The organism is Geodermatophilus nigrescens, assembly GCF_900129495.1.
Taxonomy (GTDB): Bacteria; Actinomycetota; Actinomycetes; order Mycobacteriales; family Geodermatophilaceae; genus Geodermatophilus; species Geodermatophilus nigrescens.
On sequence record NZ_FQVX01000004.1, the window covers coordinates 98,054 to 114,445 of the forward strand.

16 protein-coding genes are annotated in these 16,392 nt (G+C 77.1%); 12 read left to right on the forward strand and 4 right to left on the reverse strand.

What is annotated here, in order from left to right; all coding sequences use genetic code 11:
- Positions 1–68 precede the first annotated feature (68 nt).
- The 3 genes from BUE37_RS19535 to BUE37_RS19545 all read left to right on the forward strand — a co-directional run bounded on the left by BUE37_RS19535 (position 69) and on the right by BUE37_RS19545 (position 3,940).
- Positions 69–1,718: a CYTH and CHAD domain-containing protein gene (locus BUE37_RS19535; RefSeq protein ID WP_073422114.1), complete on the forward strand. Its 1,650-nt coding sequence runs from the start codon at positions 69–71 to the stop codon at positions 1,716–1,718.
- A 151-nt stretch (positions 1,719–1,869) separates the two neighbouring features.
- A complete protein-coding gene (locus BUE37_RS19540) occupies positions 1,870–3,117 on the forward strand; it encodes a metallophosphoesterase (protein WP_073422242.1) in 1,248 nt (415 codons plus the stop codon).
- Positions 3,118–3,199: 82 nt separating this feature from the next.
- Positions 3,200–3,940, forward strand: coding sequence for a GntR family transcriptional regulator (locus BUE37_RS19545; RefSeq protein WP_073422115.1), 741 nt, complete (start codon positions 3,200–3,202; stop codon positions 3,938–3,940).
- Here the strand turns inward: BUE37_RS19545 and BUE37_RS19550 are convergent.
- The gene (locus BUE37_RS19550) at positions 3,927–5,093 is read right to left on the reverse strand and encodes a hypothetical protein (protein ID WP_073422116.1); all 1,167 of its coding nucleotides are present in this window, start codon (positions 5,091–5,093) and stop codon (positions 3,927–3,929) included. The two genes, BUE37_RS19545 and BUE37_RS19550, sit on opposite strands and share 14 nt — an antisense overlap.
- Positions 5,094–5,232: 139 nt before the next feature.
- Between BUE37_RS19550 and BUE37_RS19555 the strand changes: the two genes are divergently transcribed.
- From BUE37_RS19555 to BUE37_RS19565, 3 genes are all read left to right on the forward strand, one after another.
- Positions 5,233–5,673, forward strand: a complete 441-nt coding sequence (locus BUE37_RS19555) for a MarR family winged helix-turn-helix transcriptional regulator (RefSeq protein ID WP_139253070.1) — start codon at positions 5,233–5,235, stop codon at positions 5,671–5,673.
- A 19-nt stretch (positions 5,674–5,692) separates the two neighbouring features.
- On the forward strand, positions 5,693–6,154 hold the full coding sequence (locus BUE37_RS19560) for an SRPBCC family protein (RefSeq protein WP_073422118.1): 462 nt from the start codon (positions 5,693–5,695) through the stop codon (positions 6,152–6,154).
- A gap of 96 nt (positions 6,155–6,250) precedes the next feature.
- Positions 6,251–6,520, forward strand: a complete 270-nt coding sequence (locus tag BUE37_RS19565; RefSeq protein ID WP_217651330.1) for a GlsB/YeaQ/YmgE family stress response membrane protein — start codon at positions 6,251–6,253, stop codon at positions 6,518–6,520.
- Positions 6,521–6,548: 28 nt separating this feature from the next.
- On the opposite strand, the gene BUE37_RS19570 is transcribed toward BUE37_RS19565, so the two are convergent.
- A complete protein-coding gene (locus tag BUE37_RS19570) occupies positions 6,549–7,187 on the reverse strand; it encodes an MBL fold metallo-hydrolase (RefSeq protein ID WP_073422119.1) in 639 nt (212 codons plus the stop codon).
- Positions 7,188–7,271: 84 nt separating this feature from the next.
- Here BUE37_RS19570 and BUE37_RS19575 point away from each other — a divergent pair, with 84 nt between their 5' ends.
- Positions 7,272–7,547 (forward strand): hypothetical protein, encoded by a 276-nt coding sequence (locus BUE37_RS19575; RefSeq protein WP_073422120.1) that lies wholly within the window; start codon positions 7,272–7,274, stop codon positions 7,545–7,547.
- A gap of 66 nt (positions 7,548–7,613) precedes the next feature.
- On the opposite strand, the gene BUE37_RS19580 is transcribed toward BUE37_RS19575, so the two are convergent.
- Positions 7,614–8,408 carry an enoyl-CoA hydratase/isomerase family protein gene (locus BUE37_RS19580; protein WP_073422244.1) on the reverse strand — a complete coding sequence of 265 codons (795 nt, stop codon included), beginning with the start codon at positions 8,406–8,408 and terminating at the stop codon, positions 7,614–7,616.
- Positions 8,409–8,549: 141 nt separating this feature from the next.
- Here BUE37_RS19580 and efeU point away from each other — a divergent pair, with 141 nt between their 5' ends.
- The 5 genes from efeU to BUE37_RS19605 all read left to right on the forward strand — a co-directional run bounded on the left by efeU (position 8,550) and on the right by BUE37_RS19605 (position 15,462).
- Positions 8,550–9,452, forward strand: coding sequence for an iron uptake transporter permease EfeU (gene efeU, locus BUE37_RS19585; RefSeq protein WP_073422121.1), 903 nt, complete (start codon positions 8,550–8,552; stop codon positions 9,450–9,452).
- Positions 9,439–10,599 carry an iron uptake system protein EfeO gene (gene efeO, locus BUE37_RS19590; RefSeq protein ID WP_073422122.1) on the forward strand — a complete coding sequence of 387 codons (1,161 nt, stop codon included), beginning with the start codon at positions 9,439–9,441 and terminating at the stop codon, positions 10,597–10,599. The genes efeU and efeO overlap by 14 nt, the downstream gene beginning before the upstream one ends.
- 82 nt (positions 10,600–10,681) lie before the next feature.
- A complete protein-coding gene (gene efeB, locus BUE37_RS19595) occupies positions 10,682–11,992 on the forward strand; it encodes an iron uptake transporter deferrochelatase/peroxidase subunit (protein ID WP_073422123.1) in 1,311 nt (436 codons plus the stop codon).
- A gap of 203 nt (positions 11,993–12,195) precedes the next feature.
- Positions 12,196–13,914, forward strand: coding sequence for a serine/threonine protein kinase (locus BUE37_RS19600; RefSeq protein WP_083628935.1), 1,719 nt, complete (start codon positions 12,196–12,198; stop codon positions 13,912–13,914).
- A 15-nt stretch (positions 13,915–13,929) separates the two neighbouring features.
- On the forward strand, positions 13,930–15,462 hold the full coding sequence (locus BUE37_RS19605; RefSeq protein WP_245794776.1) for a serine/threonine-protein kinase: 1,533 nt from the start codon (positions 13,930–13,932) through the stop codon (positions 15,460–15,462).
- A gap of 33 nt (positions 15,463–15,495) precedes the next feature.
- On the opposite strand, the gene BUE37_RS19610 is transcribed toward BUE37_RS19605, so the two are convergent.
- Positions 15,496–16,344: a hypothetical protein gene (locus BUE37_RS19610; RefSeq protein ID WP_073422125.1), complete on the reverse strand. Its 849-nt coding sequence runs from the start codon at positions 16,342–16,344 to the stop codon at positions 15,496–15,498.
- Positions 16,345–16,392 lie beyond the last annotated feature (48 nt).

Here is a 16,392-nt window from a genome sequence, read left to right on the forward strand (position 1 = left end):
GCCGTGTGTCCCGACACGCGGTCGACGCCTACGGTCTGTACGGGAGAAGGCCACCTGAGGAGGACGACGTGGGCAGCGGCAAGCTCGAGGTCGAGCGGAAGTTCGAGGCGGGGCCGGACGTCGTGCTGCCGGACCTGACCGGGGTCGGCCGCGGCGTCGTCACCGTGGGTGACCCGGTGACGCACGACCTGGACGCCACCTACTACGACACCCCGGACCTCCGGCTGCTCCGCGCGCGGATCACGCTGCGCCGGCGCACCGGCGGCACCGACGCCGGCTGGCACCTCAAGCTGCCGACCGCCGTCGCCGGGTCGCGCCGCGAGGTGCACGCGCCGCTGGGCACCCGCCGCACCGTCGTGCCGCGCGCCGTCACCGAGCCGGTGACCGCCGTCCTGCGCGGGAAGCGTCCCGAGCCGGTCGCCACCCTGCAGACCACCCGCCAGGTCACCGAGCTGCTCGACGCCGACGGCCGGGTGCTCGCCGAGGTCGCCGCCGACACCGTCACCGGCACCGCGATGGCGCCCGACCCGGGCTCGCCTGCCGAGGTGACCACGTGGCGCGAGATCGAGGTGGAGCTCGTCGACGGCGACCCGGAGCTGCTCGACGCCGTCGCCGACGCCCTGGTCGCCGGGGGCATCCGGCCGTCGGACTCGCCGTCGAAGCTCTCGCGCGTCCTGGCGGGCCGGCTGGCGGCCGCCGCGCCGGCCGCCACCTCCGCGCCCGCCCCCGAGGCCCCCGAGGGCAGGGCCAAGGCCAAGGGCAAGGGGAAGAAGGGCAAGAAGGCCAAGGGCAAGGGGGAGGACGACGCCGCGGCCGCGCGTACGGCGGGCGACGTCGTCCTCGCCGCGCTGCGTGCCCAGGTCGAGGCGCTGCAGGTCGCTGACATCGGCGTGCGCACCGGCGACCCGGAGGGCGTGCACGACCTGCGGGTGGCCTGCCGGCGGCTGCGCAGCATCCTCGCCGCCTTCCGGAACGTCCTCGACCGCACCGCCACCGACCCGGTCCGTGGCGAGCTGCAGTGGATCGGCGGCGCGCTGTCCGGCGCCCGCGACGGCGAGGTGGCCCTGGAGCACCTGCGCGCCGTCGTCGCCGCGCAGCCGGTCGAGCTGGTCCGCGGCCCGGTCTCCGCGCGGCTGCGCTCCACCGAGGTGGCCGACGTCGAGCGCGGCCGCAAGGCGGCGATCCGCGCGCTGTCGGACAAGCGGCACCTCGCGCTGCTGGACTCCCTGGACGCCCTGCTCGCCGACCCGCCGCTGGCCGAGGCCGCGGGTCAGCCTGCCCGGGCCGTCCTCGCCGACGCGGTGAAGCGCGCCGGCAAGCGGCTCACCGCGCGCATCGACGAGGCCCGCGGCCGCGAGGCCGTCGACCCCGGGGCGCACGAGGAGGAGACGGAGCACGCCCTCCACGAGGCGCGCAAGGCCGCCAAGCGGGTCCGCTACACCGCCGAGGTCGCCGCGCCGGTGCTCGGCGCGCCCGCGGAGGCGCTGGTGGCCTGCATGAAGCAGGTGCAGGACGTCCTCGGCGAGGCCCAGGACACCGTGGTCACGCGGACGTGGTGCCTGCGGCTGGCCACCGCCGCCGTCGGCGCGGGGGAGGACACCTTCACCTACGGCCGGCTGCACGGCCTCGAGGAGGCCCGCGCCGAGCACGCCGACCGGGCGTTCTGGGCGCTGGAGCCCACCCTGCGCGACGCCGTCCGCGCCGCCGCGCGGGCCTGAGCACGACCGGCCGGCCGGCGCGCGCGGGAACGCCGCGGGCCGGCCGGTCGTCTCCCTGGCCGGGCACGTCCGCCCCGCCGTCCCCCGCGAAGCGAGGTCCGTCCTGTCCCTGATCGCCCTGCTCGGGTTCGGCACCGTCGTCCTCGTGGCGATGCTCCTGCTGCACGGCTACCTGTGGTGGCGGCTGGTCCGCAGCACCACGCGGCCGGGCCGGGTGCGCCGGGCGCTCACCTGGGTCACGGTCCTGCTCGCCCTCTTCCCGGCCGCCGCCGTGCTGACCCGCCGCGACCTGTCGCTGTCGGCGCAGGCGCCGCTGGCCTGGGTCGGCTTCACGTGGCTGGGCGTCGCCTTCTACGCCTTCCTCGCGCTGCTGGCGCTGGAACCGGTGCGCTGGCTCCTGGACAGGCGCACGAGGCCGGCCGTGGCTGCGGAACCGGCCCGGGAGCCGGCGACCGTGCCCGCTGCCCCCGCTGCCCCCGCTGCCCCCGCTGCCCCCGCTGCCCCCGCTGCCCCCGCGCCGCCCCCGCCGGCCGCGGAGCCGCAGGCCGGACCCCCCGATCCCTCGCGGCGGCTCTTCCTCGCCCGCTCGCTGGCCGTCACCGCCGGCGCCGTGGCGCTGGGCACCGCCGGCACCGGCGCGTACCTCGCCAACTCCCCGCCGGTCGTGCGCCGGGTGCCGGTGACCCTGCCGCGGCTGGACCCGGCCCTCGACGGGCTGCGGGTCGTCACCTTCTCCGACGGCCACCTGTCGGCCACCTACGGCGGGCGGCGCTTCGAGCGGCTGGTGGAGATCGTCAACGAGCAGCGGCCCGACGTCGTGGCGATCGTCGGCGACCTGGTCGACGGCGAGGTCGACGAGCTGCGCCGGGACGTCGCCCCGCTGGCCGACCTGGTCAGCGAGCAGGGCGTCTACTTCGTCACCGGCAACCACGAGTACTTCGTCGACACCACCGCCTGGCTGCGGCACCTGCCCACCCTCGGCGTCGAGGTGCTGCGCAACGAGCGGGTGCCGATCACCCGCGGCGGCGCCTCGTTCGACCTGGCCGGCATCGACGACCGCACGGCTGCCGGCTCCGGCGTCCCCGGGCACGGCGCCGACCTCGACGCCGCCCTCGACGGCCGCGACGACGCCACGCCGGTCGTGCTGCTGGCCCACCAGCCGGTGCAGGTGGAGCAGGCGCGGGCGGCGGGCGTCGACCTGCAGCTGTCCGGGCACACCCACGGCGGGCAGCTGTGGCCCTTCGACTACGCGATCCGGCTCGACCAGCCCGCCGTCGAGGGCCTGTCCCGGCACGGCGACACCCAGCTGTACGTGACCTCCGGCGCCGGCTACTGGGGGCCGCCGATGCGGGTGGGCGCCCGCCCCGAGGTCACCGTCGTCGAGCTGCGGGCGCCCTGAGCGGCCCGGATCTCACCCGGGCGGGAGACGTCTCATACGACATGACGTCCGCAGACGTCTTCCTCCGCATACCCTGGCGGTCGTGACGGCAGCGGCGGCGGGACCGAAGTACCTCTCGGTCCGGGAGCACCTCCGGCGCCGGGTCGCGGCGATGCCGGAGGGGGCGCTGCTGCCCCCGGAGCCCTCGCTGTGCGCCGAGTACGGGGTCAGCCGGATCACGCTGCGCCGGGCGGTCGACGGGCTGGTGGCCGACGGGCACCTCGTGCGCGAGCAGGGCCGCGGCACCTACGTCACCCGCCCGGCCATCCGGCACGAGTACCGCGAGAGCTTCGTCCACCGGATCGCCGGCTGGAGCTCGCTCATGGCCGAGCAGGGCGCGCAGGTGGGCACCACGGTCCTGCAGCAGCGCGTCGTCCCGGCGCCGCGGACGGTCGCCACCGAGCTCGCCCTCGACGTCGCCGCGGACGTCGTCGAGCTCGAGCGGCTGCGCAGCGTCGACGGCGCCCCGAACCACGTGGCGCACAGCTTCCTGCCCGCCGACCGGTACCCGAAGGTCGCCGTCGAGGACTTCACCGAGGGCTCGCTGTACGAGTTCCTGCGGCGCGAGTACGGCGCCGACCTCGCCCACGCGCGGATCGTCGTCGACGTCGGCACCGCCGCCCCCGACGAGGCCGACCTGCTGCAGATCGCCGCGGGCTCGCCGCTGCTCGTCGTCCGCACCACCGTGCGCGACAGCTCCGGCCACCCGCTGGTGCACTCCTTCTCCCGGCTGCGCCCCGACGTGAGCCAGGTCGAGTTCGAGGTCTCGGTCACCGGCCGCTGAGCGCCGCCAGCCGCGGTTCGAGGTCGAGCACCATCCGCACGAACCGCGCCCGCTGGGCCGCGTACGCCAGCAGCTCGTCGGTCACCGGCCGGGACAGCACGTGCAGCGGCATCCCGGTGCACGGGTAGCGCAGCAGCGCGGCCAGCAGGACGGCGGTCTCGAGCTCCGCGGGGGACACCGTCACGCCCTCGGCGGCCAGCCCGCGGGCGTGGGCGGCGACCGCCGGGCCCAGCAGGCCGGGCACCTCACCGGGCGCCCCGGCCCCGCACTCGGCCCGCCCGAACAGCAGCGGCACGAGGTCGAAACCGGCGGGCGCCGGGCCGGACATCGCCCAGTCGACCAGCACGAACGTGTCCGGGGCCGCGGCGGGCCGGAGCAGGTTCATCGGCGTCGCGTCCCCGTGCGCGGGCAGCACCGGCAGCGGGGCGAGGCCGGCGTGCACCTCGGTCACCCGGCGGGCCAGCGCGCAGACCTCCTCCCGGAGCGCCACCACCTCGGCCACCTGCATCACCGGCGCGGCCCAGGTGGCGTCGTCGAGCAGCCACGGCACCGCCCAGCGGCCGAGCTGGTCGTCCCGGTAGCTGGTCAGGAAGTCGCCGGTGGGCATCGGGGGCACGGGGTGGTGCCGGCGGCGGGCGGCGAGCCGGCCCAGGAGCTCCGCGGCCCGGAGGGTGTCGGCCTCGGTCCACGGGGCGTCGAGCGGGTCGGCGTCCTCGAGCCACAGGGTCAGCCGGTCCCCGGGGTGCTCCTGCACGTGCACCACGGCCGGCGGGCGCAGACCCGGCGGGGACAGCGCGGCGACGCCGTCGACGAGGACGTCGGCCTCCAGCCGCCAGGGGATGATGCCGTCGAGCCGGGCCCGTTCGACGTCGGGCATCTCCGGCGGGAGGCCGTAGCGGGCGGCCTGCAGCTCCTTGGCCACCAGGCGCAGCACCACCGGCCGCCCGTCGCCGCCGCGGCCGGCGACGGCGACCCGGGTGAGCGCCCGCGTGGACGGCGCGGTGACGTGGTGCGGGATCGGCGCGCAGGTCACCCGCTCGACGGTCAGGTCCGGGTCGCCGGCCCAGCGGCGCAGGGCGGGCAGCAGCCCGTCGACCGTCGTCCCGCCCGGCAGCAGCCCGTCGACCGTCGTCCCGCCCGGCAGCCCGGTCACCGGGGACGCCGGGGACCGGGGCGGTGCGGGCGGCGGGGGTGCAGCGGCCGGAACAGGGCCAGCCAGGGGGAGGTCGTCATCGCGGGCTCCGTGGGAGGATGGTCAAGCCGCTTGTCTGACACGGAGATGGTGAAGCACCTTGACGGAATCCGTCAACGGGGACGACGGCCCCCTCGTGGTCGTCCTGCTCGAGCACGCCATCCACCGGATCCGCGCCGAGCTGTACGCCCTGAGCGACGAGTCCTTCCCCGGCCTGCGCACGCGGCACTACCGCCTGCTGTCCATGGTCCCGCCGGGCGGCGAGCGGCTGAGCCGGATGGCGACCACGAGCGGGCTGACCAAGCAGGCGCTCGCCCAGGCCCTGCAGCCGCTCGAGGACGGCGGCTACGTCGAGGTGGTCCCCGACCCCACCGACGGACGGGCCCGCCTCGTCCGGCTCACCGGCCGCGGCCGGCAGGTCAACGACACCGTCCGCGCGCACCTCGCCGCGATCGAGCGCGAGTGGGCCGGCCGGGTGGGGGAGGAGCGCTACGCCGTCGCCCGCGCCGTGCTCGCCGACCTCACGCCGGGGCCCGCGTGAACGCGGCTACCGTCGGGGTGTGACCACGGCGAGCGGGACCCGCGAGGTGGCCGCGCCGCGCAGCCGCGTCTGGCGGGCGCTGGCCGTGCTCGAGCCCTACTGCGCCGTGTGCGACGTCTCCTACGTCGTCGACGGGGAGGGGTCGGGTCGCGGCACCCGGTTCGTCTGCGTGCCCGGGCAGCTCGCCGGCGACCAGCGCCCCCGCGAGGGCGCGCCGCGCGGCGAGATCGTCGAGTGGGAGCCCGAGCGGGTGGTGGCCACCCGGCTCGAGCTCACCCCCGAGACGTGGACGACGCGGATCGAGCTGGCCGACGCCGGCGACGGCGGCACCCGGGTGACCATCACGCTCACCCACGCCCCCCGGCGGGTGCGGCTGGCCGACCGGTTCACCCGCTCGGCCCTGCAGCGCATGGTGCAGCAGACCGTCGACGGCGAGCTGGACAAGCTGCCGGCCCACGTGGAGCAGGTCACCGCCGGGTGAACCGGGCGCCCCGTGTGTGTGCGGGGTGATCTTGCGGGTAGTGATCTCCCCGGCCAGGACGCCGTCCGGCGTCCGCAGGACACAAGGGAGACAGACGTGCAGATCCTCGGTCTGATCGTGGTGGGCCTGATCATCGGTGCGCTCGCGCGCCTCATCAAGCCCGGCCGTCAGCGGCTGAGCATCGTCGCCACGCTGCTGCTCGGCGTCGTCGGCGCCCTCATCGGCGGCGTCGTCGCGAGCCTGCTCGGCACCGGCGACATCTTCGAGCTCAACGTCATCGGCTTCATCGTCGCGGTGATCGCTGCGGTGCTGCTCATCGGCGTCGCCGAGGGTCTGTCGGGCGGCCGCAACCGCGCCGTCCGCTGACCCCGGGCCGGGGGAGCCGGGCGGGCGCTCAGAGCCCGACCGACTCCCCCGGCGCCAGCCGGGCGTACGGCGTGGGCGTGCCCGGTCCCCGCTCGCCGAGGAGCCCGGCCACCACGCCGAGCCCGGTGTCGTTGAGCAGGCCGTCGTGCACGGCGAAGGCCCGCTCCGCCCCCACGGCGCGGACGTAGTCGACCACCTCCGCGGTCTTCGACCAGGGCGCGTGCAGCGGCAGCAGCAGCGCCGGTACCGGGGCGTCGGGCACGGTGAACGCGTCGCCGGGGTGGAAGACCCGGCCCGCCACCAGGAAGCCGACGTTGCGCACCCGGGGCAGCTCCGGGTGGATCACCGCGTGCCACTCGCCGTGCACCTGCACGTCGAAGCCGGCCACGGTCACCGCGTCGCCGTGGCCCACCGCGTGCACCCGCCCGCCGAGGCCCTCCAGCTGCCCGGCGACGGACGGGTTCGTCCACACCTCCAGCGCGGGGTCGGCGTCGAGCGCCGCGCGCAGCCGCTCGCCCACGAAGTGGTCCGGGTGCTCGTGCGTCACCAGCACCGCCGTCGCGCCGTCGAGCGCCGCCGGGTCGGTGAAGGCGCCCGGGTCGACGACCAGACGGCGGCCGTCGTCCTCCAGCACCACGCAGGCGTGCCCGTGCTTCGTCAGCTGCATGCCGGCATCCTGCACCTCACCCGGAGGGGGGAGGGGAGCGCGCCCCGGCTGGCGCGCGGCCGCGGGGCTGCCGACCTCTCCGGCATGGCCCCCACCACCGCCGCCGGCAGCACCGCCCGCACCGCCGCCGCGACCGCCCCCACGCCGTTCGCGGCCACGACGTACGCCGCCGCCCGCAGCCGGGCGCACGGCCCGACCGCGGCCCTCTGGCACGCCGTCGAGCTGCACCGACCCGCCGCCGAGGTGGACGGCGCCTGCGAGCTCAGCCTGTGCGGCAGCCTCGCCCGCGTGGCCGTGGACGAGCCGTGGCCGCCCACGACCAGCGACGTCTGCGGCGCCTGCACCACCCTGGCCCGCTGACCTCCCGAGCCCGCTGAGCCCCTGGGCCCGCTGAGCTCCCGGGGCCCGCTGGGCTCCTGGGCCCGGTCAGCTCCCGGTGAACCGGGGCGCGCGCTTGGCCAGGAAGGCCTCGACCGCCTCGGAGTGGTCCGCCGTCGACCCCAGCGCCGTCTGCAGCCGCGCCTCGTGCGCCAGCGTCTGCTCCAGCGAGTCGGTGGGCGCGGTGGCCAGCACCGTCTTCACCGCGCGGTAGGCAGCCGTCGGCCCCGCGGCCAGCCGCTCGGCCAGCGCCCGCGCCTCCGCGGCGACCTCGCCGGGCTCGACCACCCGGTGCACCAGGCCCCACTGCAGCGCGGTCTCGGCCGTGAACGGGTCGGGCAGCAGCAGCAGCTCGGTGGCCCGTCCGACGCCCACGGTGTGCACCAGCCGGGCGGCCAGCGCCGAGTCGCTGCCCAGGCCCACGCCGGTGAACGCGGTGGTGAACTTCGCGCCGGCGGCGGCGACCCGCAGGTCGCCGGCCATCGCCAGGCCCAGGCCCGCCCCGGCGCACGCGCCGTTGATGCCGACGACGACCGGCACGCGCAGCGCCGACAGCGCCAGCACCAGCGGGTTGTACTCGTCCTCGACCACCCGCAGCGACGACGCGGCGTCCCCGCGCAGGGACTCGACGTGCTCGGCGAGGTCCTGACCGACGGAGAACGCGCGCCCCGTGCCGGTGAGCAGCACCGCCCGCACCGACCCGTCGCCGGCGATGCCCCGCACCACCTCGAGCAGCTCGCGGCGCAGCGCGCGGGAGATCCCCGACTGCTGGAGCGTCACCGTCGCGACGCCGCCGGCGTCCTCGCGGGTCACGGTCGTGGTGGCGGTCGTCGTCTCTGACATGCCGGTCACCCTGCCACGGGCGCGAGCGGCCGCGGGGGCCTCTCGCACGGAGGGGCTGGATCGGTCGTGCGCGATGAGTAAGGTGTGCCTGCCCTCAGTCCGGTGACGGGGGACACCCGATCCCCGACAGATGGGTCAGCCATGGGCCAGGCGTTCCTCGCCAGCTACCTCATCGGCCTCCGCGAGGGCCTCGAGGCCACGCTCGTCGTCAGCATCCTCGTCGCCTACCTGGTGAAGAGCGGCCGGCGCCGCCAGCTGGTCCCGCTGTGGGCCGGCGTGGCCGCGGCGCTCGCCCTGTCCGTGCTCTTCGGTGCCCTGCTCACCTACACGTCGACGACGCTGCTGGCCGACTACCGCTCCCGGGAGCTGTTCGAGGCGGTCACCTCGGTGCTGGCCGTGGCGCTGGTGACCTGGATGGTCTTCTGGATGCGCCGGACCGCCCGCCGGCTCAAGGGCGAGCTCACCGGCCAGCTCGAGCACGCGCTCGGCATGGGCACGCTCGCCGTCGCCGGCGTCGCCTTCCTGTCCGTCGTCCGCGAGGGCCTGGAGACGACGCTGCTGTTCTACGCGGCCGCTCAGGGCGCGACGACGTCGGCGACGCCGCTGCTGGCGATCAGCGCGGGCGTGCTCACCGCCGTCGTCATCGGCGTCGGGCTCTACGCCGGGGCGATCCGGATCGACCTGTCGCGGTTCTTCACCGTGAGCGGCGTCCTGCTGGTGTTCGTCGCGGCCGGGATCCTCAAGTACGGCGTCCACGACTTCCAGGAGGCGGGCGTCCTGCCGGGCCTCGACGTGCTCGCCTTCGACATCTCCGGCGTCCTCGACCCGGCCAGCTGGTACGGCGCGGCCATCGCCGGGATCTTCAACGTCACCGCGGCCCCCACGGTGCTCGAGACGGTCGCCTACGTCGCCTACCTCGTGCCGGTGCTCGTCGCCTTCCTCTGGCCGGCCCGCACGCCGGCCGCCCCCGCCCAGCCCTCCGGTGCCGCCCCGGCCCGGACCCCCTCCTCGCAGCCGGAGACCCCCTCGCATGTCCGTTCGTGACCGCCGCCTCCCCCTCCTGACCGCGGGCCTCCTGGCCGCGCTCACCACCGCCGCCTGCGGCGGCGCCGGTTCCGGCTCCGGCTCCGGCGGGGCGTCCGGTGGCGGGGAGGCCGCCGACACCGTGGCCGTCGCCGCCACCGACGACGCCTGCGACGTCGCCAGCAGCGAGCTGGCCGCCGGCACGCACAGCTTCTCGGTGACCAACTCCGGGCAGCAGGTGACCGAGTTCTACGTCTACGCCGAGGGCGACCGGGTCATGGGCGAGGTGGAGAACATCGCCCCCGGGCTCACCCGCGAGCTGCTCGTCGAGCTGCCCGCCGGCGACTACGAGACCGCCTGCAAGCCCGGCATGGTCGGCGACGGCATCCGCGGCGACCTCACCGTCACCGGCGAGGCCCAGTCGCTGTCGGAGGACGAGACCCTCGCCCAGGCGAGCACCGACTACCAGCGCTACGTGCAGAGCCAGACCGGCGCGCTCCTCGAGCAGACCACCGCGTTCGTCGACGCCGTCAAGGCCGGCGACGTCGAGGGCGCCAAGGCGCTCTACCCGGTCGCGCGCACCTACTGGGAGCGGATCGAGCCGGTGGCCGAGGTCTTCGGCGACCTCGACCCGCTCATCGACGGCCGCGAGGGCGACCAGGCCGAGGGCGAGGACTTCACCGGCTACCACCGCATCGAGCAGGCGCTGTGGGTCGGCGGCACGACCGAGGGCATGACGCCCTACGCCGACCAGCTGCTCGCGAACGTGCAGGAGATCGTCGACCTGGCCAACGAGACGACGCTGGAGCCCCTGCAGCTCGCCAACGGCGCCAAGGCGCTCCTCGACGAGATCGCCACGGGCAAGATCACCGGCGAGGAGGATCGCTACTCGCACACCGACCTGTGGGACTTCGCCGCCAACCTCGAGGGGTCCGAGGCCGCCGTCCAGGCGCTGCGGCCGTTCCTCGAGGAGGCCGACCCCGACCTGGTCGCCGAGATCGACGAGCGGTTCGCCGCCACCGAGGCCGAGCTGGAGCAGTACCGCACCGAGGGCGGCTGGACGCTGCACGACCAGCTCACCCAGGAGCAGCTGCAGGGGCTGTCGGACAGCATCACCGCCCTGTCGGAGTCGGTGAGCCAGGTGGCGGCGGTCGTCGCCGACCGGTGAGCGGGGCGACAGCGGTCCCGGGAGTGGGCGGACCCCCCGGGACGTTGGCCCTGAGGACCCGGACCCCCAGCGCGAGAGAGCCATGACCGAGCCGAGCCCGACCGAGGCGGCCGCGGACCCGCGGCCGGCCGGACTGTCCCGTCGTCGACTCCTGGGCGCCCTCGGCGCCGGCACGGCGGGTGTGCTCGCCGCCGGTGCGGCGGGCGGCGTCATCGGCCGGGCCACCGCCGACGACGCCCCGGCGGCCGCGGGGCCCGCGCCCACCGACGCGGTGCCCTTCCACGGCGAGCACCAGGCGGGCATCGTCACGCCGGCGCAGGACCGGCTGCACTTCGTCGCGCTCGACGTCACCACCGACGACCGCGAGGAGCTCGCGCAGCTGCTTCGGGACTGGACCGCCGCCGCCCGCCGGATGACCGCCGGGCAGGACGCCGGTCCCGACGGCGCGGTCGGCGGGTCGGAGTGGGCGCCGCCCGACGACACCGGCGAGGCGATCGGCCTGCCGGCGTCCGGGCTCACCCTCACGGTCGGCTTCGGCCCGACGCTGTTCACCACCGCCGACGGGCGCGACCGCTTCGGCCTGGCCGCCCGCCGCCCGGCACCGCTGGTCGAGCTGCCGGCGTTCCCCGGCGACCAGATCGACCCCGCCATCAGCGGCGGCGACCTGTGCATCCAGGCCTGCGCGAACGACCCGCAGGTGGCGGTGCACGCCGTGCGCAACCTGGTCCGGATCGGCGCGGGCGTGGTGAGCGTGCGCTGGTCGCAGCTCGGGTTCGGCCGGACGTCGTCGACCAGCACCGCGCAGGCCACCCCGCGCAACCTCTTCGGGTTCAAGGACGGCACCGACAACCTCAAGGCCGAGAACGGCAGCGCGCTCGACCGGTTCGTCTGGGTGGGCGACGGGGACGCCGACTGGCTGCGCGGCGGCTCCTACCTGGTCACCCGGCGCATCCGGATGCTCGTCGAGCCCTGGGACAGCTCGCCGCTGCGCGAGCAGGAGCTGACCATCGGCCGGGCCAAGGGCAGCGGCGCCCCGCTCGGGCAGCGCGCCGAGTTCGACCCCGTCGACTTCACCAAGCAGGTCGACGGTGAGTTCGCGGTCCCCGAGACCAGCCACGTCTTCCTCGCCCACCCGACCAACTCCGGGACGGCGATCCTGCGGCGCGGCTACAGCTTCGTCGACGGCACCGACGGCCTCGGCCGCCTCGACGCGGGCCTGTTCTTCATCGCGTTCCAGAAGGACCCGGAGACCGGCTTCGTGCAGGTGCAGCGCAACCTGCGGCTCGACGCGATGAACGAGTACGTCCGGCACACCTCCTCGGCCGTCTTCGCCTGCCCGCCGGGCGTGCGCGACGACGCCGACTGGTGGGGCCGCGCCCTGCTCGAGGGCTGACCCCCGCCGGTCACCGGCGCGTCGCCCGCGCGTCGGCCCCGTGTCGTCGTGTCGATGCCGACATGTGACCGGTGGGACTCCCCGGACGGGTGGGACGACTGGGAAGATGTGTGGCTCCGGACGGCGCGGGCACCTCGACGGGGGGTGCGGCGTCCCGGGGGGACGGCGCCGGCCCGACGACCGGCAGGGATGGGAGAGCTCCCGTGGTGGAACCGGGTCGCCGGATGCTCGGTGACCGCTACGAGCTCGCCCAGCTCATCGCCGCCGGCGGCATGGGCCAGGTCTGGCGCGCCTCCGACCTCCTGCTGCACCGCGAGGTCGCCGTCAAGGTGCTGCGCAGCGAGTACACCGGCGACCCGACGTTCCTCGCCCGCTTCCGCGCCGAGGCCCAGCACGCCGCCGCGCTGAGCCACCCGAACATCGCCGCCGTCTACGACTACGGCGAGACCACCGCCGGCGACACCGGCGAGACCCTGGCCTACCTGGTCATGGAGCTGGTCGAGGGCCAGCCGCTGTCGGCGCTGCTGCGGCAGGAGGGCCCGCTCGATCCGCCCACCACGCTGTCGGTGCTCTCCCAGACCGCCGCCGCGCTGGCCGAGGCCCACCGCGCCGGGCTGGTGCACCGCGACGTCAAGCCCGGCAACATCCTCGTCCGGCCCGACGGCAGCGTGAAGATCACCGACTTCGGCATCGCCTGGTCGGCCGGCAGCGTGCCGCTCACCCGCACCGGCCAGGTCATCGGCACGCCGCAGTACCTCTCGCCCGAGCAGGCCGAGGGGCACCACGCCACCCCCGCGAGCGACGTCTACGCGCTCGGCCTGGTCGGCTACGAGTGCCTCGCCGGGCACCCCGCCTTCGACGGCGACAACGCCGTCACCATCGCGCTCAAGCAGCTGCGCTCGGACCCCGAGCCGCTGCCGGACACGCTGCCGGTCGACGTCCGCACGCTCATCCGGCGGGCGCTGGCGAAGGACCCGTCGCTGCGGATGCCCGACGGCGCGGCGTTCGTCGAGGCCGTCGAGGACGCCCGCGCCGGCCGGCTGCCCGCCTTCGAGCCGCCGGTCCCCGCCGGGCCGTCCACCGTCGCCGCGGGCTGGGCCGTCGCCCCGGCCGACCCCGGCCCGCCCACCCAGGCGGCCGCCGGTACCCCCGCGGCCGCCGACCTCGCCGCGGGCGCCGGTCTCCCCGCCGGCGCCCTGCCCCGCCGCAGCCCGCCGCCGGCGCCGCGCCGTCGGGTGGCCGCGGTGCTCGTGCCGCTGCTCGCGCTGCTGCTCGGCGCCGGGGCGGCGGCCGCGGTGGTCACCGCGCTGACCGATCCCGGCCCGCCGCCCGTCGTCGTCGCCCAGACCCGCGACGAGCAGGAGGGCGTGGTCGTCGAGGCCGGGGACTACGTCGGGCGGCCCATCGAGGACGTCGCCACGCAGCTGTCCGCGCTCGGCCTGTCCGTGGAGCGCCGCGAGCAGGTCACCGGCCGCACCGTGCCCGGCCTGGTCCTGGCGGTCTCGCCCAGCGGCGTCACCCTCGAGCCGGGCGACGACGTCGTCGTCACCTACGCCGTCGCGCCCTCCGGGGGCGGGTCCCGCCCGTCCGGCGACGGGGACGACGACGGCGGCATCTCGCCGGTCACCGGCGCCGGGCCGTCGGCCCCGGCGGTGGAGACCACGACGCCACCGCCCGGCAGCGCCGGCGGCAGCTCCGCGCCCGGGACGCCGACGCCCACGGACGGGCAGCCGACGGGCGAGGAGTCGGCGCAGGAGGAGCCGACGGGGACGACCGAGCCGTCGGAGACCACCACCCCGACCACGACGGCCCCGACCACGACCACGCCGGGCAGCACGTCGCCGACCACCACGAGCGGGGGACCCGCGTCGTCCACCGCGAGCGGGTCCTCGGCCGCTGCGGGAGGATCCGGCCAGACCTGAGACCAGGGGGGACCCGTGACCGGGAGCGTGGTCAGGCGCGTCGTCGGGAGCCGCTACGAGCTGCTGGGCCTGATCGCCACCGGCGGCATGGGCCAGGTCTGGCACGGCCGCGACGCCCTGCTCGACCGGCCGGTCGCGGTGAAGCTGCTGCGCGGTGAGTACAGCGGCGACGCCACCATCCGCAGCCGCTTCCGCACCGAGGCCCGGCTGGCGGGCAGGCTCGCGCACCGCAACATCGCCGCGCTGTTCGACTACGGCGAGGAGGTGTCCGACGCCGGCGAGGTCTGCGCCCACCTGGTGATGGAGCTGGTCGACGGCGAGTCGCTGTCGTCGCTGCTGGCCCGCGAGGGGCGGCTGCCGTCCGGGCGGGTGCTCGACCTGGTGGGCCAGACCGCCGCGGGCCTCGGCGCCGCGCACGCCGCCGGGGTGGTGCACCGCGACGTCAAGCCCGGCAACCTGCTCGTCGGCCGCGACGGCGTCGTGCGGATCACCGACTTCGGCGTCGCCTGGTCGGCGGGCAGCGCGCCGCTCACCGGCACCGGGCAGGTGGTCGGCACCGCGCACTACCTGGCGCCCGAGCAGGCCGCCGGCGGCAAGGCGGGCCCGGCCAGCGACGTCTACGCGCTCGGCATGGTGGCCTGGGAGTGCCTGGCCGGGCACCGCGCCTTCGAGGGCGACAACCCGGTGCAGATCGCCCTCCGGCAGCTGCGCGAGGACCCGCCACCGCTGCCCGCCGACGTGCCCGGGCCGGTGCGCGACCTGGTGGCGCGGATGCTGGCCAAGGACCCCGCCGGGCGGCCCGCCGACGGCGCGGAGCTGGCCGCCGTGGTGGAGACCGTGCGCGCCGGGCGGCCGCTGCCGCCGGCCCCGCCGCCCGGGACGGCGCCGCTGCCCCTGCCCCTGGGCTTCGTCGCGCCGACGCCCCCGCCTCCTCCGCCCCGCCGCCGTGCGGTGCGCGCGCTCGCGGTGGCCGGCACGCTCGCCGCGGGTGCCGTCCTCGGGATCGGCGCCCTGCAGCTGGCCGCCCCGGGCACCGGCACGCCGCCGGCCGCGGTCGCGGACGCCGCGCCGGCGGGGGTCGACGTCCGCCGCGACGCCCTGGCCGGTCGGCCCGCCGACGAGGTCGAGGACGAGCTGGTCGCCGCCGGGTTGCGGGTCACCCGGGTGACGCAGGACGACGCCGCGACGGCGGCCGGCACCGTGCTGGCGGTGACGCCGGTCGGCGCGCTCGCGGCGGGCGACCTGGTGACCCTCACCGTGGCGGTCGCGCCGCCCGCGCCGTCGTCGGCTCCCGCCCCGGTGCCCGCTCCCGCGCCGACGCCGGTGACGGTGACCGTCCCGGTACCGGTGGAGGTCCCCGTCCCGGTACCCGCTCCCGGCTGGGAGGCCCCGCCGGTCGCGGAGCAGCCGCAGCCGCCGGCGGAGGTCCCCCCGGCCCCCGCGGCGCCCGAGGGGCCGGGCGACGGCCCCGGGAACGGTCAGGGCAACGGCAACGGCAACGCGGGCGGGAACGGTGGCGGGAACGGCAACGGCCGCGGCCGGGGATGACCCGGCCGCGGCCGCGAGGAGCGGATGAGGCGCTCAGCGCGCCCGGCGGTGCGGCGCCAGCCAGACCCCGACGGCGAGGGCCCCGAGCGCGGCGGTGAGCAGGAAGCCGCGGTCGGAGTCGACGCGCGGCAGGGCGATGAGCACCCAGAACACCGCCAGCCCGGCGAGGCCGCCGAGCGCCAGCTTGTCGGCGACGGCGGGGGAGAGCCGGCCGCCGGGGAGCAGGCTCGCGGCCAGGCCGACGACGCCGGCCAGCGCGGCGAGCGTCGCGAAGCCCGACCACAGCGGCAGGTCGGCCCAGAGCACCTGACCGCCCAGGCGCAGCGCCAGGCCGAGCTCGAGCAGCACGAGGCCGAGCAGGCCGAGCCCGGCGGTGACCAGGACGGCGCGGTCGCGCGGGGTGCGCGGCGCCTTGGGGGCCTTGGGGGCCTTGGGCGCCTTCTGCTGGACGGGCGCGGGGGCCGGGGCCGCCGCCGGCGGCGGGGGCGGCGGCGTGCCGAAGAAGGAGTCCAGTGGCCCGGTCGGCAGCGGGCCGTCGGCGGCCGGGGCCGGGGTCACCGGCGGGACGACGGCGGTCGGCGCGTCGCCGGCCAGGGGCTGGGCCACCGGCTGCGGCGCGGTGGTCGGGTAGGCCGGCGGCGGCAGCGGCATCGAGGGCGGCACCGAGGGCGGCACCGAGGGCGGCGCGGGGGCCGCGTGTGCCGGGGCGCCGGCGTGAGCGGGGACGTGGGCGGTGGCGTGGGCGGGGGCGGCGTGCGCGGCGGCGTGGGCCGGTGCGGCGTCGGGAGCGCCCGCGGCGGTGGCGCCGTGCGGGGCGTCGGCCTCCGTCGGTACGGCGATCTCCTGCGTGCGCGGGCCGGCCGGCGGCGTCGAGGCGGTCACGGTCGTTCCTTCCTGCGGGGGGCGGGGCGGTCGGCGGCGGACCGGGTC

Coding starts and splice junctions, on each gene's coding strand:
- BUE37_RS19540 (WP_073422242.1), top strand. CDS start 1,870: ATGCTCCTGCTGCACGGCTACCTGTGGTGGCGGCTGGTCCGCAGCACC.
- BUE37_RS19570 (WP_073422119.1), bottom strand. CDS start 7,187: ATGCAGCTGACGAAGCACGGGCACGCCTGCGTGGTGCTGGAGGACGAC.
- BUE37_RS19575 (WP_073422120.1), top strand. CDS start 7,272: ATGGCCCCCACCACCGCCGCCGGCAGCACCGCCCGCACCGCCGCCGCG.
- BUE37_RS19580 (WP_073422244.1), bottom strand. CDS start 8,408: ATGTCAGAGACGACGACCGCCACCACGACCGTGACCCGCGAGGACGCC.
- efeU (WP_073422121.1), top strand. CDS start 8,550: ATGGGCCAGGCGTTCCTCGCCAGCTACCTCATCGGCCTCCGCGAGGGC.
- efeO (WP_073422122.1), top strand. CDS start 9,439: ATGTCCGTTCGTGACCGCCGCCTCCCCCTCCTGACCGCGGGCCTCCTG.
- efeB (WP_073422123.1), top strand. CDS start 10,682: ATGACCGAGCCGAGCCCGACCGAGGCGGCCGCGGACCCGCGGCCGGCC.